The sequence below is a fragment of the Inquilinus sp. 2KB_23 genome, from assembly GCF_052115705.1.
In the GTDB taxonomy this organism is placed as follows: Bacteria; Pseudomonadota; Alphaproteobacteria; order DSM-16000; family Inquilinaceae; genus Inquilinus; species Inquilinus ginsengisoli_A.
In genome coordinates this window covers 72,796-91,047 of sequence record NZ_JBFRHF010000004.1, presented here as the reverse complement: position 1 = coordinate 91,047, position 18,252 = coordinate 72,796, and the positions used below count along the sequence as shown (strand labels likewise).

The following is an 18,252-nucleotide window of genomic DNA, read 5'->3' as shown; positions in this document are numbered from 1 at the left end:
GACACGTCATGCAAGCCCGAATGAAGAACCCGGCGGTCATCGTTCCCGGCGCCCTGCAGGCGCTGCAGGCCTTCGGCACGGCCACCGAACAGGGCGGCGTGCCGCCGACGACCCACCAGCTGGCCCATCTGCGCGCCAGCCAGATCAACGGCTGCAGCGTCTGCGTCGACATGCATTGGCGCATGGCCCGCAAGGCCGGCGAAACCGATGAGCGGCTGTTCACCGTGGCGGCCTGGCGCGACGCGCCCTACTTCACCGATGCCGAGCGCGCCGCGCTGGCGCTGACCGAGGCCCTGACGCGGACCAGCGACCAGCCCGACCCGGTGCCCGACGCGATCTGGGCCGAGGCCGCGCGCCACTACGACGAGGCAGCACTCGGCGCCCTGGTGCTGTCGATCAGCCTGATCAATGTCTGGAACCGCCTGAACATCGCCACCCGCCAGGTCGCCGGCACGCCCTGGAACTGATTGCTCTTCGGCCATCGGCCGCCGATCCGGCGTGCGGCCGATGGCCGAACCATGCCATCCTGACGGCACCGGATCATCGGCGTGGAAGCCGGGGACTCCAAGCCATCAGGGAGGGGCAGAATGCAGCGATTGATCGCCGCCGCCGTCGCGGCATGGGTGCTGGCCGTGGCACCGGCCCAGGCCGCCGCAGAGAAGGTCATCATCGACACCGATTTCAGCACCTTCGGCGATGACGGGCAGGTCCTGGCGATGGCCGCACAGCTCGACCGTCAGGGCACGATCGAGCTGTTGGGCCTGACCATCGTGACCGGCAACAACTGGCTGAAGCAGGAGGTGGCCGACGCGCTGCGCGCAGTCGAACGCCTCGGCATCGCCGGCAAGGTCGGGGTCTATGCCGGGGCGAACCTGCCGCTGGTGCATGACCCCGAGAGCTTCGAGAGCGAGCGCGCGCTGTTCGGCTTCGGCGAAAGCTACAAGACCGCCTTCCACCGGCCGCAGCCGACCGATGCCGACCTGGTCGCGCCGGCCGACGGCTTCGCCCGGACGACCAGGCTGCGCCAGGAGGACGCGGTCGACTTCATCGTCGACACCGTCAAGGCCAATCCCCACGAGGTGTCGCTGCTGGTGATCGGCCCGTCGACCAACATCGCGCTGGCGGTGCGCAAGAACCCGGAGATCGTGCCGCTGGTCAAACGCATCGTCTACATGGCCGGCGCGGTGACGGTGAGCGGCAACACCACCCCCGCCGCCGAGATGAATGTCTGGATCGATCCGGAGGCGGCGCGCATCGTCATGCGCGAGCCGATCGACCAGGCCATGATCCCGCTCGACGTCACCGACATCACCCAGCTGACCAAGGCCGAGTACGACCGCATCGTCGCCACCGACGGCCCGGTGCAGACCCTGTTCCGCCAGAGCTGGATGGCGCAGAAATTCGCCAAGGATCCGGCGGCGACCGTCAGCGTCTACGACACGCTCGCGCTGGGCTACCTCGTCGATCCCGGCTTCGCGACCAAGGTCGACGACCTCTATGTCGACGTCGACATCGCCTTCGGCCCCGGCTACGGCCGCACCTTCGGCTATTGGCAGGAGCAGCCGACCAGGCTGCTGCAGAAGATCAAAGTGGTGAAGACCTTCGACACCCGCCGGTTCCTCGACTTCTACGTCGACCTGATGACCCGCCCTGTCCCGGCCGCGCCGGCGAACTAGACCCCGACCGGCCCGGTCTTGTGCGCCAACAGCAGCCGGCCTGAAGCGGCACAGGGGACCGGCAGACTCCTGCCGGTCCCCGCCCCATCCCTAGCTCTGCGCCAGGGCGATACCGATGTCGCACCCACCCGCGCCCGTGGTGACGCTGGAGCTGAACAGGTGGGGCATGTTGTCCGAGTTGTAGGGATAGATCGCGTAGTCGCCGGGACACTTTATGGACGTGCAATAATTCGACCCGGCGGTGGCGCTCCAGACCGTCGTGCCGTCGGGCGTCGTCACGGTCACCGCGGCGTCGGGCTTGTTACTATCCCCATTCTTGATCGAGAAGAGGACCGCACTCTGGTAGCTGTAGGGAGGCAGAGTCAGCGTCGTGCTGCCGGGACCGTTATCGCCGATCTCGGCGTCGTTCGCCTTCAGCGCGATGCTCAGCGTCGTGCTCGTGTAGTTCCGGAACATCAGGATGGTCTGGTTGTTGCCGAGCCATTTCTCCCCCGACGCGAAGCCACTCCATCCGGCCAGCCTTCGATAGAAATTGAACCACCGGACGCTGCTGCTCTTGCTCAGAAAATCCATCGTCGCCTGGCCGGGATAGCCGGTGTCGTTGCTCGCGACCGAGGCAATCCAGTAGACCGTGGATGCTTCGAGAGATGAATTGATCTCCTCATCCCAGATGCAATAGCTGGGAGCACTCATCGGGGGGATGTTGTCGAAATCCGAGTTGCTTCCAACCGAACCCTGGATCCAGGTTCCCGTGTAGATCTGATACTTGGTCGGCAGCAGCGCCTGCAGCACCCCGATCTCGTAGCCTGGCACGATGCGGGGAATCAGCGTCACCCCCTGCTCCGGCGGCCAGAATAGCGAGTTGCCGCCGCTGGGGAGCGCCGCCATCGCCGCGACGGTGCGGGTCTTGAAGCTGTCGCGCAGAATGGCCGATTCCACCGCTGCCAGGGCGTCGCCGACGGCTTCGAAGCTGTCGACCAGGAATTGCTGGACCTGGGCGACCTCTCCCTCGAAATCGTAGAAGATCTCCTCGTCCTGCTCCTTCTGGGCGTTCTGCGCCTTCGACTGCTGGTACGAGGACACCGTGTTCACGCCGGTCTGGTACAGGTTGCCGACCACCGGCAACAACATGCCGAGCCCCTTCGCGAGCTCGCCCTCCCCAGGCAGCATCGATCCCGCGGACAGGATCGTGTAGATCAGCCCCTCGAAGATCGCGGCCGAGCTCACCTTGACCGTCTGCTGGGTCTGGGTGTCGATCGCGGCGTCGGCGATGACGGCCGCCGTCGCATTCGTCGCCACGATGGCCAGTTCGGCGTGGAACATCGTCAGCTGCTGAAACAGCTGCTGGACGGCCTGGGCCGCGGTCAGCTCCTCGCCCAGCACGCCCGCCACCGTCACCATGGCGTCGCTGTCGGGCAGGTCCGCTGGCGGCGTCTTGTCCTTCGGCGAATGCTGCAGGACGACTGTGGTCGCGATCATGTTGACGCGGGACTGGTAGCCGGCCAGCGGCGCGGCGAGGTTGCCGTATTGCGACCGCAGCTCGGTCCCGAGCTTGGTGAGCCCCAGCTGGCTGTTGATGTAGGTATAGGCTGCGGCCTCGTTGCCGGTGAAGGCCGGGTAGCCCATCGCCGGCTGCGCCAGCAGCACCTCGAGAGGATAGGTGGGGCTGACGCTCCAGAGCTGGGTCTGATCGCTCGGATTGGGCGTCACCAGCTGCAGCGGGTCCGAGTTGCTGGTGCCGGAGGTGGCGAGCGCCAGCGTGCCCTGCTGATTGACGATCAGATAGGTTCCCGCCTGCGGGTCTACCGGGATGAATGACCATTGCTGGAAGCTGGCGCCGGCGGCGAGCGGCTGCTTCGGATAGGTCGCCACGCCATTCGCGCTGCCGCCCCCGACCGAGGCATTGACGTTGAGGCTGAGGGCCAGGCCGGGATTGACCGAGCTGAGCAGGTACCCGTCCAGCGTGTAGGTCCAGACGATGTTCGACGAATTGGGCTGGGCCTCATAGAGGATCGTGGTCGTGCCGGGGGTCATCGAGGCCCCCTGGATATTGACGACCATCGGCGGCGAGTCGCCGGCGGCGACGCTGCGGATGGACAGCAGCTGCCCCGTCGGCGGCGAGGGCGGCTGGATATACCACTGCATCATGCCCGTCGGCGTGCCGTCGGAGGGCATGTTCTGGGTGAAGACGGGCTGCCAGCTCCAAGGGTTGCCCCCGGTCAGGTATTGCTGGTTTCCCTTGTTGCGCAGCGTGCCCAGCATCAGGCCCTGGCTGTCCTGGACCCACTGGAACTCCCATTGCTGGCTGGCATCGCCGGGCGAGCGTTGCACCAGGACGGCGTTGGTGCCGCTGAGCCCGAGGACGTAATTGGGATTGAGCGCGCTGACGATCGAGCCGTCGCCGGCCAGTTGCCACATCTGGTACGGGCTCTGCAGCGAATACTGATTTTCACTCGTGCTGGCTTCCATCATGTAGATGGAGGCGTTATCCAGCTCGGAGCCATTCGTGCCAGGATCCGTGTTGGGGTCGACCCAGAGGGCCTGCTGGCTGCTGACGTCGTCGCCGGTAAGAATATAAAACCATTGCGTCATAAAATTATCTTTCTATAGAAATAATATACAGTCTTCATAAGATAAGCCCTGGCGTTACTGCGCTATATCAAAGAACATGTCTTGAGCAAACTAAAATGAGGCAACTATTCTAAAATGGACCCGGCCTCGCATCCGGGTACTCGCGGGTCGGATGACCCCTCCTAAAGCCCCACCGCCCCCGGCGGGGCCAGGGACAGGCGGCGGGCGGCGGCGATCAGGGTGTCGAGCAGCGTCTGCCGCCGCTCCTCCGGCGTGTCCAGGGGCGTGACCAGGCACAGGGTCGCCACCACCCGGGCGTCATGGTCGACCACCGGCGCCGCCAGGCAGCAGGTGAAGCGGTCGACCAGCTCCTTGGTCACGGCATAGCCGCGCCCCCGCGCCGCCTCGGTCTCGGCGATGAAATCCGCCGCCGCGATCCGCTCGCCCGAGGGCAGCGTGAAATCCTCTTCCGGAATGAAGCCGGCGATCTCCGCCCCGGTCATATGCGCCACCAGCAGCCGGCCGGAGGCGGTCCAGGGGATCGGCAGCCGGATCCCGACCTCCGACGTGATGCGGAAGGTGCGCCGCCCGGGCTCGTTCAGCATCACCACGTATTTGTCGCCGTCCAGCATGCAGCACTGCGCCGTCTCGCCGGTCTCGGTCGCCAGCCCCAGCACCTCGCGCCGAGCCCGGCTGAGCAGGTCGACGCCGGCGACATAGGTCTGGGCGTAGTAGTGGATGGCGCGGCCGAAGAACACCGCGCCGCCATCGCCCACCGGCTCCAGGATCCGCGCCGCGGTCAGGCGGCCGACGATCTCGTACAGGGTCGAGCGCGGCGCCCCGATGGCCTTGGCGAGTTCGCCCATCCGCACCGGCGCCCGCCGCTCCTGCAGATGCTCCAGGATCGCGACCACGCGGTCGATGCCCCGCTCCCGCCCGCGTTCGCTCGCTTCCGCCATACGCCCGCCGCCCCTTCAAATGGCCCCCGAATCCCGGCCTTCGTCACGAATGCCACCTTTCTTGCATTCGCGCGATCGCAAGCTTATCGTTCCTCTTGTCCGACATACAAGATAGTTGTCCGAAATATCGGACAGTGAACACCGATAGAAACATGGAGGCTCAGATGCGCATCGTCACCCGGACTCTGCTATCTGCCTGTGCCGCCGCCCTGTTGCTGGGCAGCGCCGGCTCCGCGTTCGCCGCGGACAAGCTTCAGGAGGTGCTCAGCCGCGGCAAGCTGATCGTCGGCACCGGCAGCACCAACCCGCCCTGGCATTTCAAGACCGAGCAGGGCGACCTCGCCGGCTTCGACATCGACATGGCCAAGATCATCGCCAAGGGCCTGTTCAACGACCCGAGCAAGGTCGAGTTCGTGGTCCAGTCCTCCGACGCCCGCATCCCGAACCTGACCACCGACAAGGTCGACATCACCTGCCAGTTCATCACCGTGACCGCCAGCCGGGCGCAGCAGGTGAACTTCACCATCCCCTACTATCGCGAAGGCGTCGGCCTGCTACTGCTGAAGGACGGCAAGTACAAGAGCTATGACGACCTCAAGGCGGCCGGCAGCGGCGCCACCATCTCGGTGCTGCAGAACGTCTATGCCGAGGCCCTGGTGCACATGGCGCTGCCGCAGGCGGCGGTCGACCAGTACGAGAGCACCGACCTGATCTACGAGGCGCTGAACTCCGGCCGCGCCGACGCCGTCGCCACCGACGCGTCGTCGCTGCGCTGGTTCATGAAGCAGAACCCCGACCGCTACCTCGATGCCGGCTATGGCTGGAGCCCGCAGACCTATGCCTGCGCCGTGAAGAAGGGCGACCAGGATTGGCTGAACTTCGTCAACACCGCGCTGCACGAGGCGATGACCGGGGTCGAATTCGACACCTACGCCGCCTCGTTCGAGCAGTGGTTCGGCCAGCGCCCGCCGGCCCCGGCGATCGGCTTCCCGATGGAAATGCGCTGAGAGCCCATTCGATAATGCTACTGGCGTGGCCGCCTGATGGAGGTTTTTGCGCTTCCGGTGCTCACGGACGACCATGTCCGCTGCGCGCCGGTTCTCAAAACCCCCACCATGCGGCTCACGCCAGCGCATTCTCGAACGGGCTCTGTGGTCTTGGGATCAGGGGTCGGCGCGGACGGAGAATCGCGTGAACTACCAGTTCAATTTCGGGGTCGTGTGGGACAACTGGCCGCTGCTGCTGAGCGGGCTGGCGCTCGGGCTCGGCCTGGCGGTGGTGTCGATCCTGATCGGCTGCGTCATCGGCCTGGTTGGCGCCTTCGCTGCCACCTCGCGCAGTCGCATCGCGCGCGGGCTGGCCTCAGGCTACGTCACCCTGTTCCGCAACCTGCCGCTGCTGATCATCCTCTTGTTCCTGTTCTTCGCCATGCCCAAGGCCGGCATCCGCTTCGACAAGTCCACCAGCTTCGTGATCTCGCTGTCGATCTATGCCGGCGCCTATCTGGTCGAGGTGTTCCGCGCCGGGCTGCTGGCGGTGCCGAAGGGGCTGAGCGAGGCCGGCATGGCCATCGGGCTGACACCGATGCAGATCCGGCGGTCGATCACCTTCCCGCTGATGCTGCGCAACGCCCTGCCCGCCCTGGGCAACAACTTCATCTCGCTGTTCAAGGACACCTCGCTGGCCGCCGCGATCGCGGTGCCGGAGCTGACCTTCTACGCCCGCAAGATCAACACCGAGAGCTTCCGCGTGATCGAGACCTGGATGGTCACCAGCCTGCTCTACGTCGCCACCTGCTACGCCATCGCCTTCCTGCTGCGCCGGGTCGAGGCCCGGGTGCGGACGGGCTGAGGAGACGCCGATGGATGCCTTCCTCGAACAGGTCTGGGCCGTGCGCTGGGCGCTGCTGGACGGGCTGTGGCTGACGGTGCAGATCTCGGCGCTGTCGATCGTCGCCGGCACCATCCTGGGCACGCTGATCGGCCTGGCCCTGACCTACGGCCCGGCGCCGATCCGCTGGCCGGCGCGGCTGTATGTCGACTTCATCCGCGGCACCCCGGTGCTGGTGCTGATCCTGGCCGCGTTCTACATCCTGTCGGTGATCGGCATCCAGCTGACCCCGGTGCAGGCCGGGATCTTCGCCCTGACCCTGTTCTGCGGATCGCATGTCGGCGAGATCGTGCGCGGGGCGCTGCAGGCCATCCCCAAGGGCCAGACCGAGGCGGCGAAGTCGATCGGCCTGACCTTCCGCCGCACCGTCGTCTACGTCCTGATGCCGCAGGCGCTGCGCCAGATCCTGCCGACCTGGGTCAACACCGCCACCGAGATGGTGAAGACCTCCACCCTGCTCTCCGTCATCGGGGTCACCGAGCTGCTGCTGGCGACCAAGGAGATCATCAGCCGCAACTACATGAGCATGCAGTTCTACCTGCTGGCCGCGGCGATCTATTTCGTCATCAACTACGCGATCGAGCGCTTCGGCAAATCGCTGAGCCGCCGCTATGCCCTGAAGTGAGGACCCGTCCGTGAGCCATATCCTGGAGATCGAGGGCGTCCACAAGCGGTTCGGCCAGAACGAGGTGCTGAAGGGCATCGACCTCAAGGTTTCGGCCGGTGAGGTGGTGGCATTGATCGGGTCGAGCGGGTCGGGCAAGACCACGCTGCTGCGCTGCGTCAACCTGCTGGAGGAGTTCGAGGCCGGCGCCATCCGCATCGACGGCCAGGCCATTGGCTATCGCAGCGAGGGCGGCCGTCGCATCCGGTTGAGGGAGAAGGCGATCGCGGCGCAGCGCGCCATGACCGGCATGGCGTTCCAGAGCTTCAACCTGTTCCCGCACCTGACCGCCGCCGGCAACGTCATGCTGGGCCTGACCAAGGTCCGGGGCATGAAGCGCGACGAGGCCCGCGCCTTGGCCGAGCAGTGGCTGGGCCGGGTCGGGCTGGCGGAGCGGCGCGACCATTACCCCAGCCAGCTGTCGGGCGGCCAGCAGCAGCGCGTCGCCATCGCCCGCGCCATCGCCATGAACCCCAAGCTGATGCTGTTTGACGAGCCGACCTCGGCCCTGGACCCAGAGCTGGTGAACGAGGTGTTGGCCGTGATCAAGGGCCTGGCCGATGACGGCATGACCATGCTGCTGGTCACCCACGAGATGCGCTTCGCCCGCGAAGTGGCGGACCGGATCATCTTCATGAACGAGGGCCGCATCGCCGAGGACGGCCCGCCGGAGAAGATCTTCACCCGGCCCGACAGCGAGCGCCTGGCCGCCTTCCTCAGCCGCGGCGGCCACCTGACCCCGGCGGGGTAGAGCCGAGGCGGCGTACGGTCAAGTTTTCAGGTTGAGGATTTGAGACGCAGGCCTCAATTTTTAATATCATTGCCCGGCTTGACCGGGCAATCCAGGGGCCACCAAGAGCCGCTCTGACCGCCCCTGGATGCCACCCCTCGGACTTGATCCGGGGGCAAGCCGTGGCATGACAATTTGGAGGGGACGCATGGGCCTTGGAGCCCCTGCACCCCGCCACGCCGACAATTCGCTGAAGATTTTCTCAAAACTACGCGCAAGGCCGGGATCAGTCGCGCAAAGGGAAACGTTTAAAATCCAAGCCATACCCCTTTGTGCAATTTCGGATTAACAGATTTAAAATCTTAGATTCCATCTTTTGGCTACCTTGAATCCAGGATATACAGATTTCGCTCTGCCTGGAGGGAAGAGATCATTTCATTGACTCCCGCTGCGGCGCCGCGGCGCGGTTTCGGCACATCTGAACTCTTCGATCCGACGCCATAGCCGCGGCCTCGATCCTTCGGACGGCCGCTGCGGTCCCGCATGCCCCGACGGATGGCCCCGATGCGGAGCTCGGGCTGCCGGACGGCAGGGGGCGCACGGCCTTCGTCAGAGCGTGATGTCCGATTTCGCAACGGGGAAACGCACATGACCATCATCACGGGCACCGAAGGCTCCGACATCCTGATCGGCACGCGGGGCGACGACACCATCGACGCTCGCGGCGGCAGCGACGTGGCGAGCGGTGGCAATGGCGACGACATCATCGACGGCGGCGCCGGCTTCGACGTGATCACCGGCGGCAACGGTGACGACACCATCGACGGCGGCGCCGGCTTCGACGTCATCGACGGCGGCAACGGCCTCGACTGGATCCGCGGCGCCGCCGGCGACGACGTCGTCACCGGCGGCAACGGCACCGACAAGATCGCCGGCGGCGACGGCAACGATATCCTGGATGGCGGCACCGGCAACGACCTGCTGCATGGTGGCGCCGGGGCCGACGTCCTGAACGGCGGCCAGGGCATCGACACCATCACCTACACCGACAGCACCGCCGGGGTGCGCATCAACCTCCTCACCCACCAGGCCCATGGCGGGGCGGCCGAGGGCGATGTCATCGCCAACGATGTCGAGGCCATCCACGGCAGCAACTTCGCCGATGTGCTGACCGGTGATGCCGGCGGCAACACTTTGCGCGGGCAGGGCGGCGACGATTCGATCGACGGTGGCGCCGGCAGCGACCACCTCGCCGGCGGCGACGGCGTCGACCGGCTGGACGGCGGGGACGGAAACGACCTGCTGCGCGGTGGCGCCGGGGCCGACACCCTGACCGGCGGCAACGGCATCGACATTGTCAGCTACGCCGAGAGCGGCGCCGCGGTCTCGGTCAACCTGACGACGCATGAGAACCACGGCGGCAATGCCGAGGGCGACGTCTATGTCGACGCCATCGAGGTGATCCACGGCAGCCCGTTCGGCGACACGCTGACCGGGGACGACAGCGGCAACATCCTGCGCGGCCTGGCCGGCGATGACGTGCTGGCCGGTGCCGGCGGCGACGACCGGCTGGTCGGCGGCACCGGTAGCGACCGGATCGAGGGCGGGGCCGGCGCCGACATCCTGATCGGCGGCGCCGGGGCCGACAGTTTCGCCTATGCCAGCGCCGCCGACACCGGCACCACCGTCGAGACCCGCGACCTGATCGTCGACTTCTCCCAGGCGCAGGGCGACAGGATCGACCTCTCCGCCATCGATGCCGACGGCAACGGCGGCAACGGCGACACCGCCTTCAGCTTCATCGGCGACGCCGCCTTTTCCGGCCAGGCCGGCGAGGTGCGGTTCTTCACCGACGGGTCGAACACGGCGGTGAGCGCGGACATCGACGGCGACGGCCATGGCGACCTGACGATCGTGCTGCTGGGCGTCCACGACCTGGCCGCCGGAGATTTCGTGCTCTGATCCCGACGACAGGGTGCTGCGGCCAAACCGCAGCACCCGGAACCTTTGCGTCACGCGCGACTGGCCCAGGCCGGCCGCGGCATCAGGCGGGCCGGCACGAGCAGGGCTGGCGCGGCGGGAACAAACAGGGCCGTGCCGGGTTGCCCAGCCGACCGAACTTCCCTTCGCCCTGTGAGTGACCGCCCGTGAGTGTCCGGACCCTGCCCCGCCGCCTGCTGCCGATCGCCCTTGCCGCCGCCCTGCTGGCGTCCGGCTGCACCCACATGAACCGCGAGGCGCAGGGCACGCTCAGCGGCGCCGGAATCGGCGCGGCCGGCGGCGTCGCGCTGACCGCCCTGACCGGCGGCAGCCTGCTGGCCGGCGGCCTGGTCGGCGCCGGCGTCGGCGCCGTGGCCGGCAACCTGAAGAGCAAGGGTTACTGGTGATCCGGTACTGGGCCTAAGCCCCGCCCCGGCGGGGCTTTCCAGGCCGGCCCGGCCATCCTCTATTGATTATCGCCCCCGAACGTCCAAAGAATGGACCGTGGATTCCTGTTCGGGAGCAAGTAATGGCACGACTGTCCATGAAACCCCTGCTTTTGGGGGCCGTCCTGCTCGCCGCGGTCGCGGGCACGCCGGCGCAGGCGGGGGATGTCCCGCTGGTCACCGGCGAGCATTGGACCAAGGCGTCCGATTCCGAGAAGAAGGCCTTCCTGGTCGGCGTGGCCAATGTCGTCTCGGTCGAATACGAGCTGCGCAAGGACGACCGCCGCAGCCGGCCGGGCATGATCAGCGCGCTGGTCACCAACCTGCAGCCGCTGACGCTGACCGAGATCTCCAAGGGCGTCGACGACTACTACGCCGCCCATCCGGACCAGACCGCGCGGTCGGTGATTTCGGTGATCGTCACCGATGTCGCCAAGGTCCAGCCCCGGAAGAAGTAGGGAGAGCCCGAGATGAAGACGATTCTCCTGCCGCTGGCGCTGTGCGGCGCGCTGCTGGCCTCCGGCTGCAGCAACCTGACCCGCGAGGAGCAGACCACCCTGACCGGCGCCGGGATCGGCGCCGCCGGCGGTGCCGCGATCAGCGCCATCGCGGGCGGCAATGCCGGCATCGGCGCCCTGATCGGCGGCGCCGCCGGTGCCGTGGCCGGCGACCTCAAGGGCAAGGGCTACTGGTAGGCCACAAGGCGCGGCCCGCACCCCGGGCCGCGCCGGCACCGGATATGAAGCCGTCCCTTGACGCCGCACGGCCGGCCCGCGATAGATAGGACATGCCCGTGACCGACACCCACATCGTCGCCAGACCCGCCCGCATCGCCATCGGCGGGACGCCCGGAGTCTGTGTGCGCTGATCCTGGATCGCCGCTCGCAATCRGTCAGCCCCGCCGGAAACGGACGGGGCTTTTTCATGGTCTCGCGCGCCCCGTCCGATCCCCGAAATTGGAGAGTCGCACGTGACCCAGAACATCTACGACAACCCTGAATTCTTTGCCGGATACAGCGGGCTGCGCCGGTCGGTCGAAGGCCTGGACGGCGCCCCGGAATGGCCGGCGCTGCGTGCCCTGGTGCCGGACCTCAGGGGCAAGCGGGTGCTCGACCTCGGCTGCGGCTTCGGCTGGTTCTGTCGCTGGGCGCGCCAGGCCGGGGCGGCCGACGTCCTCGGCCTCGACGTGTCGGAGAACATGCTGGCCCGCGCCCGGGCCACCGACCCGGACGCCGCCGTCACCTATGCCAGGGCCGACCTGGAGACACTCGACCTGCCGCCGGCCTCGGTCGACCTCGCCTACAGCTCGCTGGCACTGCACTACATCGCGGACCTGGAGGGGCTGGTGGCGCAGATCCACCGTGCCCTCGCCCCGGGCGGCCGCCTGGTGGCCTCGGTGGAGCACCCGATCTACACCGCGCCCTCCGCCCCCGGCTGGTCGCGCGACGCCGCGGGCCGCGACGTCTGGCCGGTCGACCGCTACCTGGAGGAAGGCCCGCGCATCACCGACTGGCTGGCCGAGGGCGTGATCAAGCAGCATCGCACCATCGCCACCTATGTCGCCCTGCTGTTGCGCGCCGGCTTCACCCTCGCCCATCTCGAGGAATGGGGCCCGACCGCCGAGCAGATCGCGGACCATCCGGAATTCGCCATCGAGCGCCAGCGCCCGCCCTTCCTGCTGATCGCCGCCGACGTGCCGGCCTGAGGAGCACCCGATGAAGATTCCACCCTTCCCCTTCACCGTGACCGACTGGGACCGGCAGCCCGCGACCGAGCATCCGGGCGAGACCGGAACGGCACACTGGCGCACCCTGGCCATCGGCGACCTGCGCATCCGCATGGTGGAGTACACGCCGGGATACCTGGCCGACCATTGGTGCGACCGGGGCCATGTCCTCTATGTCCTCGAGGGCGAGCTGGAGACCGAGCTGAAGGACGGGCGCCGCTTCACCCTGACGGCCGGCATGAGCTACCAGGTCTCGGATTTCGGCGACGCCGCCCACCGCTCCTCGACCCGCACCGGCGCCAAGCTGTTCATCGTCGATTGAGCCGCTTGACCGGATGTTCCTTCTATGTTCCTATCCACAAATAGGAACACAAAGGGAACATCATGAGCGACTGGACCTTCATCCGCGAGACCGTGACCCTCACCCTGCTGTTCGGCACCTGCTACGCGCTGACCTTCATCGGCTACGGCTGGGGCCTGTAGCGGCCCGCCGCCTGCGGCGTCCCGGCCGCCCTGCCGCCACTATCCCGGCGGCAGCGGCCGCGAGCTGCCCTGCTCATCGATCGCGACATAGGTGAAGGTGCCGTCGGTGACCTTGACGATGGTGTGGTCGCTGCGGCGCTGCACGAAGGTCTCGATCTTCACCTTCATCGAGCTGCGGCCGGTGGCCGCGAGGGTGGCGTAGCAGGACACGGTGTCGCCGATGCGCACCGGGGCCAGGAAGCTCATCGCATCCACCGCCACCGTCGCGGTCCGGCCGCGGGCCCGCTCATGCGCCACCACGGCGCCGGCCAGATCCATCTGCGACAGCAGCCAGCCGCCGAAGATGTCCCCGTTCGGATTGGCATCCTTCGGCATGGCGATGGTGCGGAGGGCCGGCACCCCGGCGGGCAGGAGGGTTGTCACCGATCGGATCCTAGATTTGGTTACGTTGAGGGCCGGAAAAGTCTATATGAAGGAATTGGCACGCAAATCCACAGGACGACCCCGACTCCGGATCATGACAGATTTGTTCGCCCCCAGCAGCAAGACCGACAACAGTTACACCGCGAGCGATATTGAGGTTCTCGAGGGGCTCGAACCGGTCCGGCGGCGGCCCGGCATGTATATCGGCGGCACCGACGACCGCGCCCTGCACCACCTCGTCGCCGAAGTGCTCGACAACGCCATGGACGAGGCGGTTGCCGGCCACGCCACCTTGATCGATCTGGCGCTCGATGCCGAAGGCTTCGTCACCGTCCGCGACAACGGCCGCGGTATTCCCGTCGACGAGCATCCCAAATATCCCGGCAAGTCGGCGCTCGAGGTCATCCTGACCACGCTGCATTCCGGCGGCAAGTTCTCGAACAAGGTCTACGCCACCTCGGGCGGCCTGCACGGCGTCGGCCTGTCGGTGGTGAACGCGCTGTCCGACGACCTCAGGGTCGAGGTGGCGCTCGACCGCCAGCTGTACCTCCAGCGCTATTCCCGCGGCGCGCCCCTGGGCCCGCTGGAGCGTGGCGGCACGGTGCAGAACCGGCGCGGCACCACCATCGCCTTCCATCCCGACCCGGAGATCTTCGGCGCCGAGGCGCGGCTGCAGCCCGGCCGGCTGTACCGCCTGGCGCGGTCCAAGGCCTATCTGTTCCGCGGCGTCGAGATCCGCTGGCGCTGCGACCCCGCTCTGGTCTCGGGCGACGACCGCACCCCGGCCGAGGCGGTGCTGCATTTCCCCGGCGGCCTGTCCGACTATCTCAAGACCACGCTGGACGACCGGCCGACCCGCACCCCGACCGCCTTCGCCGGCACCGCCACCTTCCCCGGGGGCGGCGGCCAGATCGAATGGGCGGTGGCCTGGCCGGAGGATGACGAGGGCTTCGTCCACACCTACTGCAACACCATCCCGACGCCCCAGGGCGGCACCCATGAGCAGGGCCTGCGCAGCGGCCTGCTGCGCAGCCTGCGCGGCTTCGCCGAGCTGGCCAACCACAAGCGGGCCGGCCAGATCACCGCCGACGACGTGATGGGCGGCGTGGCGGTGCTGCTGTCGATCTTCATCCCCAACCCGCAGTTCCAGAGCCAGACCAAGGACCGCCTGTCCTCGCCCGAGGCGACCAAGCTGGTCGAGGGCGCGATCAAGGACCATTTCGACCATTGGCTGTCGGCCGACCCGAAATCGGCCGAAGGGCTGCTCGAATTCCTCACCGAGCGGGCGGAGGAGCGGCTGCGCCGCAAGCAGGCCAAGGACAATGGCCGCAAGACCCCGACCGCGCGCCTGCGCCTGCCGGGCAAGCTGGCCGATTGCAGCCGCACTGCGCCCGAGGGCACCGAGATCTTCCTGGTCGAGGGCGATTCGGCCGGCGGCTCGGCCAAGGCGGCGCGCAAGCGCGAGACCCAGGCCATCCTGCCGCTGCGCGGCAAGATCCTGAACGTGGCCAGCGCCTCGGCCGACAAGCTGGCCGGCAACCAGGAGATCTCGGACCTGGCGCTGGCGCTGGGCTGCGGCACCCGCGGCCAGTACGCCAGCGACAAGCTGCGCTACGAGCGCGTCATCATCATGACCGACGCCGATGTCGACGGCGCCCACATCGCGTCGCTGCTGATGACCTTCTTCTACAAGGAGATGCGCGGCCTGATCGCCGAGGGCCACCTGTTCCTGGCCCAGCCGCCGCTGTACCGGGTGCAGGCCGGCAACACCACGGTCTACTGCCGCGACGACGCCCACAAGGACGAGGTGCTGGCCAAGCAGTTCGCCGGCAAGAAGGTCGAGATCAGCCGCTTCAAGGGCCTCGGCGAGATGATGCCGGCACAGCTGCGCGACACCACCATGGACCCGTCGACACGCTCGCTGCTGCGGGTCGAGCTGACGGATGACGCCGAGGATGAGTTCGACGGCCGCCGCACCGCCGACCTGGTCGAGCAACTGATGGGCCGCAAGCCGGAGCTGCGGCTGCGCTTCATCCAGCAGAACGCGACCAAGGCGACCGAGCTGGACATCTGAGGCCGACGGGGGTGCGACATCGGGCACAGCGCAGGCTGTGACCTGGGGCACCATCCGCCCCGGCGGACCCGCCGTATAAGGGAGGTGTGGCCGGATCATTGGCGACGCCTCGCGGCGAGCCGTATGATGATGACCGGCCTGCCAACGGATGAGAACGAATATGACCTCCCGTCTTCGCCGCCTTCTCCCCCTCGCCGCCGTGGCCTTGGCCGGCACCGGCCTCGCCGCCTGCGCCGGCGGCGGCCTCAGCGGTGGCCGTGTCGTGGTCGACGACATCAACCCGCTCTATTCCAGCGTGGAGTTCTCCTCGGCCGCCGACGGGCGCGACCTGCGCACCACCGTGCAGGGCAACCCCTTCGGCACGCCCGGCTTCGACCAGGCGGTGGCGCAGATCATGACCGCCACCTATGTCGGCCCGAAGACGCGCTTCACCCCGACGCCGGGCCCCAGCGCCAAGCGCGACTACTTCGTCGCCCTGGCGGTCAACCCCCAGCCCGATGTCGTCTCCGGCTCGCTGTGCAACGGCCAGGCGGTGACCACGGCGCCGGCCCAGCGCCCGATCGTCATCCGCGCCGCCTTCTGCGTCGCCGGGCGCGAAGCGTCCTCGGTGTCGGCCTATCTCGACCAGGCCAGCGGGCCGACCGATCCGAAGTTCGTCGACACCATCCGCCAGCTGACGATCCAGCTGTTCCCCTACCGGTGAGGTCCGGCGGCGGATGGGCTCCCGCCCCTCCGCCGCCCCCATCGATCGACAGCCTCCGGAAGGGCCGCCCCATGACCCCGTTGCGCGCCGTCCCCGCCACCGCCCTGGCCCTGCTGCTGCTGGCCGGATGCACCGGCCCCCGCATCGTCCGCAGCGACCTCAACGCCCTCTACTCCAGCGGCGAGTTCTTCGCCGCCGCCGACGGCCGCGACCTGCGCACCATCATCCAGGGCAACCCCTACGGCAGCACGCCGGGCTTCGAGCAGCTGGTGGCGCAGATCATGACCGGCACCTATGTCGGCCCGCGCACCCGCTTCACCCCGACCCCGGGGCCGACCGAGAACCGCGACTATTTCGTCTCGGTGGTGTTCAACGCCCAGCCGGCGGTCAACCCGTTCGACCTGTGCGACCGCAAGACCTGGACCACGGCCCCGGCCATGCGGCCGATCCTCGTTCGCGCCGCCTTCTGCGTCGCTGGCCGCGAGGCGTCGGCGGTGACCGGCTTCCTCGACCAGTCCAGCGGGCCGGACGATCCCGCCTTCATCAACCTGATCAGCCACCTCACCATCGAGCTGTTCCCCTACACCCCGCCGCCCCTGTTCGGACGGTTCGGCGGCTTCCCCGACTGAGCGGCCTCACAACAGCCCGAGCCAGGACGCCAGCGCGGCATTGACCGCGTCGGGCCGCTCCATCGGCGACAGGTGGCCGCTGTCCTCGACCACGACCAGCTCCGCCCCGGGGATCAGCCCCGCCATCTCCTCGGACAGCGGCAGCGGTGTCAGCGCATCCTGCCGGCCGCAGGCCACCAAAGTGGGGCAGTCGATCCGCATCAGGTCCGGCCGGCTGTCGGGACGCCCGAGGATCGCCGTCTGCTGCCGCAGGAAGGCGTCCCGGCCGATCCGGCCGGCCATCGCCATCACCCGCCCGGTCAGGATCGGATCCGCCAGCCGGTCGGGATGCAGCAGGGTCGGCAGCAGCCGCGGCGTCACCCCCTTGAACCGGCCGGTCCGGGCCAGCGCCAGCAGGGCGCGGCGGCGGCGGGTCTGCTCCTCGCTGTCCGGCCGGGCCGAGGTGTCGAGCAGCGCCAGCCCCGCCACCCGTTCCGGCGCCTGGCGCATGATCTCCAGCGCGACATAACCGCCCATCGAGAGACCTGCGAGGGCGAAGCGCTGCGGCGCGTCCGCCAGCACCGCCCGGGCCAACGCGGCCACGGTGTCGGCGCCGGCGATGTTGGCGACCACCACCGGCCGGTCGGCCGAGACGATCGCCAGCTGTGCCGCCCACAGATCCGCATCGCAGAGCAGGCCAGGCACGAACACGACCGGCAGGGTCATCGCAGGAAGGCGCTCACCGTCCGGAACTCGTCGGTCCCGGCCTGGCCGAGCCATTCGAAGCAGGCCATTTCCCCCGTCACCAGCTCGATCCCGCCCTGGACCAGGCGCAGCTCCGCCACCGCGGTGCTGCGCGGCGCCCGCGACGTCGTCGCGTCGATCGCCACCACCGCGCGGAAACCGGCGTCGTGCAGGTCGAAGGCGCTCTGCAGCACGCAGACATGGCTCTCCAGCCCGCACAGCACCACGGTGCGGCGGCCGATGCCTTCGAGGTGGTCGAGCAGGGCCGGTTCGCCGACGGCGGAGAAGCGCACCTTCGGTACAACCGGCGCATCCGGCGCCAGCGCCACCAGCTCCGGCAGGGTCGGCCCCAGTCCTTTCGGGTACTGTTCGGCGAACAGCACCGGCACGCCGAGCGCCGCCGCGCTGCGGATCAGGGTCTCGATCGCCTTCCGTGCCGTCGCGAAATCATGCATCGCCGACACCAGCTTCTCCTGCACGTCGACCACCAGGAGAACGCTGTCTTCCCGATCGAGCAGCATTCGTCACGTCTCCCACTTCTTCATCGTCAACCGCGCGACTCGCGCCCCGCTAGG

20 protein-coding genes are annotated in these 18,252 nt (G+C 68.0%); 15 read left to right on the top strand and 5 right to left on the bottom strand.

Going from position 1 to position 18,252, the window contains the following annotated elements; translation table 11 throughout:
• Window positions 1-8: 8 nt before the first annotated feature.
• Together AB4112_RS06350 and AB4112_RS06345 are read left to right on the top strand one after the other, a co-directional pair.
• Entirely contained in the window at window positions 9-467 is a 459-nt protein-coding gene (locus AB4112_RS06350) for a carboxymuconolactone decarboxylase family protein (RefSeq protein WP_309792798.1), read from the top strand.
• A gap of 120 nt (window positions 468-587) precedes the next feature.
• The gene (locus AB4112_RS06345) at window positions 588-1,676 is read left to right on the top strand and encodes a nucleoside hydrolase (RefSeq protein ID WP_309792799.1); all 1,089 of its coding nucleotides are present in this window, start codon (window positions 588-590) and stop codon (window positions 1,674-1,676) included.
• 90 nt (window positions 1,677-1,766) lie between these two features.
• Here the strand turns inward: AB4112_RS06345 and AB4112_RS06340 are convergent, their stop codons facing one another.
• Window positions 1,767-4,268 carry an RICIN domain-containing protein gene (locus AB4112_RS06340; protein ID WP_441717855.1) on the bottom strand — a complete coding sequence of 834 codons (2,502 nt, stop codon included), beginning with the start codon at window positions 4,266-4,268 and terminating at the stop codon, window positions 1,767-1,769.
• 161 nt (window positions 4,269-4,429) lie between these two features.
• Entirely contained in the window at window positions 4,430-5,206 is a 777-nt protein-coding gene (locus AB4112_RS06335) for an IclR family transcriptional regulator (RefSeq protein WP_441717852.1), read from the bottom strand.
• Between the two features lie 164 nt (window positions 5,207-5,370).
• Between AB4112_RS06335 and AB4112_RS06330 the strand changes: the two genes are divergently transcribed.
• The 10 genes from AB4112_RS06330 to AB4112_RS06285 all read left to right on the top strand — a co-directional run bounded on the left by AB4112_RS06330 (window position 5,371) and on the right by AB4112_RS06285 (window position 12,964).
• Window positions 5,371-6,213, top strand: a complete 843-nt coding sequence (locus tag AB4112_RS06330; protein WP_309792802.1) for a transporter substrate-binding domain-containing protein — start codon at window positions 5,371-5,373, stop codon at window positions 6,211-6,213.
• 184 nt (window positions 6,214-6,397) lie between these two features.
• Window positions 6,398-7,057 carry an amino acid ABC transporter permease gene (locus AB4112_RS06325; protein WP_309792803.1) on the top strand — a complete coding sequence of 220 codons (660 nt, stop codon included), beginning with the start codon at window positions 6,398-6,400 and terminating at the stop codon, window positions 7,055-7,057.
• Window positions 7,058-7,067: 10 nt separating this feature from the next.
• Window positions 7,068-7,721, top strand: a complete 654-nt coding sequence (locus AB4112_RS06320; RefSeq protein ID WP_309792804.1) for an amino acid ABC transporter permease — start codon at window positions 7,068-7,070, stop codon at window positions 7,719-7,721.
• A gap of 10 nt (window positions 7,722-7,731) precedes the next feature.
• The gene (locus tag AB4112_RS06315) at window positions 7,732-8,511 is read left to right on the top strand and encodes an amino acid ABC transporter ATP-binding protein (RefSeq protein WP_309792805.1); all 780 of its coding nucleotides are present in this window, start codon (window positions 7,732-7,734) and stop codon (window positions 8,509-8,511) included.
• A 627-nt stretch (window positions 8,512-9,138) separates the two neighbouring features.
• On the top strand, window positions 9,139-10,452 hold the full coding sequence (locus AB4112_RS06310) for a calcium-binding protein (protein ID WP_441717847.1): 1,314 nt from the start codon (window positions 9,139-9,141) through the stop codon (window positions 10,450-10,452).
• Between the two features lie 185 nt (window positions 10,453-10,637).
• Complete coding sequence (locus AB4112_RS06305; protein ID WP_441717844.1) at window positions 10,638-10,877, top strand: hypothetical protein; 240 nt, start codon at window positions 10,638-10,640, stop codon at window positions 10,875-10,877.
• A 137-nt stretch (window positions 10,878-11,014) separates the two neighbouring features.
• Window positions 11,015-11,374: a hypothetical protein gene (locus tag AB4112_RS06300; RefSeq protein ID WP_309792808.1), complete on the top strand. Its 360-nt coding sequence runs from the start codon at window positions 11,015-11,017 to the stop codon at window positions 11,372-11,374.
• 12 nt (window positions 11,375-11,386) lie between these two features.
• Window positions 11,387-11,611, top strand: coding sequence for a hypothetical protein (locus AB4112_RS06295; RefSeq protein WP_441717841.1), 225 nt, complete (start codon window positions 11,387-11,389; stop codon window positions 11,609-11,611).
• A gap of 275 nt (window positions 11,612-11,886) precedes the next feature.
• On the top strand, window positions 11,887-12,621 hold the full coding sequence (locus AB4112_RS06290) for a class I SAM-dependent methyltransferase (RefSeq protein ID WP_441717838.1): 735 nt from the start codon (window positions 11,887-11,889) through the stop codon (window positions 12,619-12,621).
• 10 nt (window positions 12,622-12,631) lie between these two features.
• Window positions 12,632-12,964 (top strand): DHCW motif cupin fold protein, encoded by a 333-nt coding sequence (locus AB4112_RS06285; protein WP_309792812.1) that lies wholly within the window; start codon window positions 12,632-12,634, stop codon window positions 12,962-12,964.
• A 200-nt stretch (window positions 12,965-13,164) separates the two neighbouring features.
• Here AB4112_RS06285 and AB4112_RS06280 read toward each other — a convergent pair whose 3' ends face one another.
• Complete coding sequence (locus tag AB4112_RS06280) at window positions 13,165-13,548, bottom strand: acyl-CoA thioesterase (protein WP_441717835.1); 384 nt, start codon at window positions 13,546-13,548, stop codon at window positions 13,165-13,167.
• A gap of 94 nt (window positions 13,549-13,642) precedes the next feature.
• Between AB4112_RS06280 and parE the strand changes: the two genes are divergently transcribed.
• From parE to AB4112_RS06265, 3 genes are all read left to right on the top strand, one after another.
• On the top strand, window positions 13,643-15,622 hold the full coding sequence (gene parE, locus AB4112_RS06275; RefSeq protein ID WP_441717832.1) for a DNA topoisomerase IV subunit B: 1,980 nt from the start codon (window positions 13,643-13,645) through the stop codon (window positions 15,620-15,622).
• Between the two features lie 160 nt (window positions 15,623-15,782).
• Entirely contained in the window at window positions 15,783-16,325 is a 543-nt protein-coding gene (locus tag AB4112_RS06270; RefSeq protein ID WP_441717829.1) for a hypothetical protein, read from the top strand.
• Window positions 16,326-16,396: 71 nt separating this feature from the next.
• Window positions 16,397-16,954: a hypothetical protein gene (locus AB4112_RS06265; RefSeq protein ID WP_441717827.1), complete on the top strand. Its 558-nt coding sequence runs from the start codon at window positions 16,397-16,399 to the stop codon at window positions 16,952-16,954.
• Between the two features lie 6 nt (window positions 16,955-16,960).
• Here AB4112_RS06265 and AB4112_RS06260 read toward each other — a convergent pair whose 3' ends face one another.
• Together AB4112_RS06260 and AB4112_RS06255 are read right to left on the bottom strand one after the other, a co-directional pair.
• Complete coding sequence (locus AB4112_RS06260) at window positions 16,961-17,659, bottom strand: alpha/beta fold hydrolase (RefSeq protein WP_441717824.1); 699 nt, start codon at window positions 17,657-17,659, stop codon at window positions 16,961-16,963.
• Window positions 17,656-18,198 (bottom strand): isochorismatase family protein, encoded by a 543-nt coding sequence (locus AB4112_RS06255; RefSeq protein ID WP_441717821.1) that lies wholly within the window; start codon window positions 18,196-18,198, stop codon window positions 17,656-17,658. The genes AB4112_RS06260 and AB4112_RS06255 overlap by 4 nt, the downstream gene beginning before the upstream one ends.
• Window positions 18,199-18,252: the final 54 nt, after the last annotated feature.

Bases quoted from the DNA above. Each gene is read 5' to 3' on its own strand.
- AB4112_RS06265 (WP_441717827.1), top strand. From the start codon at position 16,397: ATGACCCCGTTGCGCGCCGTCCCCGCCACCGCCCTGGCCCTGCTGCTG.
- AB4112_RS06255 (WP_441717821.1), bottom strand. From the start codon at position 18,198: ATGCTGCTCGATCGGGAAGACAGCGTTCTCCTGGTGGTCGACGTGCAG.
- AB4112_RS06350 (WP_309792798.1), top strand. From the start codon at position 9: ATGCAAGCCCGAATGAAGAACCCGGCGGTCATCGTTCCCGGCGCCCTG.
- AB4112_RS06310 (WP_441717847.1), top strand. From the start codon at position 9,139: ATGACCATCATCACGGGCACCGAAGGCTCCGACATCCTGATCGGCACG.
- AB4112_RS06340 (WP_441717855.1), bottom strand. From the start codon at position 4,268: ATGACGCAATGGTTTTATATTCTTACCGGCGACGACGTCAGCAGCCAG.
- AB4112_RS06300 (WP_309792808.1), top strand. From the start codon at position 11,015: ATGAAACCCCTGCTTTTGGGGGCCGTCCTGCTCGCCGCGGTCGCGGGC.
- AB4112_RS06295 (WP_441717841.1), top strand. From the start codon at position 11,387: ATGAAGACGATTCTCCTGCCGCTGGCGCTGTGCGGCGCGCTGCTGGCC.
- AB4112_RS06285 (WP_309792812.1), top strand. From the start codon at position 12,632: ATGAAGATTCCACCCTTCCCCTTCACCGTGACCGACTGGGACCGGCAG.
- AB4112_RS06330 (WP_309792802.1), top strand. From the start codon at position 5,371: ATGCGCATCGTCACCCGGACTCTGCTATCTGCCTGTGCCGCCGCCCTG.
- AB4112_RS06260 (WP_441717824.1), bottom strand. From the start codon at position 17,659: ATGACCCTGCCGGTCGTGTTCGTGCCTGGCCTGCTCTGCGATGCGGAT.
- AB4112_RS06320 (WP_309792804.1), top strand. From the start codon at position 7,068: ATGGATGCCTTCCTCGAACAGGTCTGGGCCGTGCGCTGGGCGCTGCTG.
- parE (WP_441717832.1), top strand. From the start codon at position 13,643: ATGACAGATTTGTTCGCCCCCAGCAGCAAGACCGACAACAGTTACACC.
- AB4112_RS06345 (WP_309792799.1), top strand. From the start codon at position 588: ATGCAGCGATTGATCGCCGCCGCCGTCGCGGCATGGGTGCTGGCCGTG.
- AB4112_RS06335 (WP_441717852.1), bottom strand. From the start codon at position 5,206: ATGGCGGAAGCGAGCGAACGCGGGCGGGAGCGGGGCATCGACCGCGTG.
- AB4112_RS06270 (WP_441717829.1), top strand. From the start codon at position 15,783: ATGACCTCCCGTCTTCGCCGCCTTCTCCCCCTCGCCGCCGTGGCCTTG.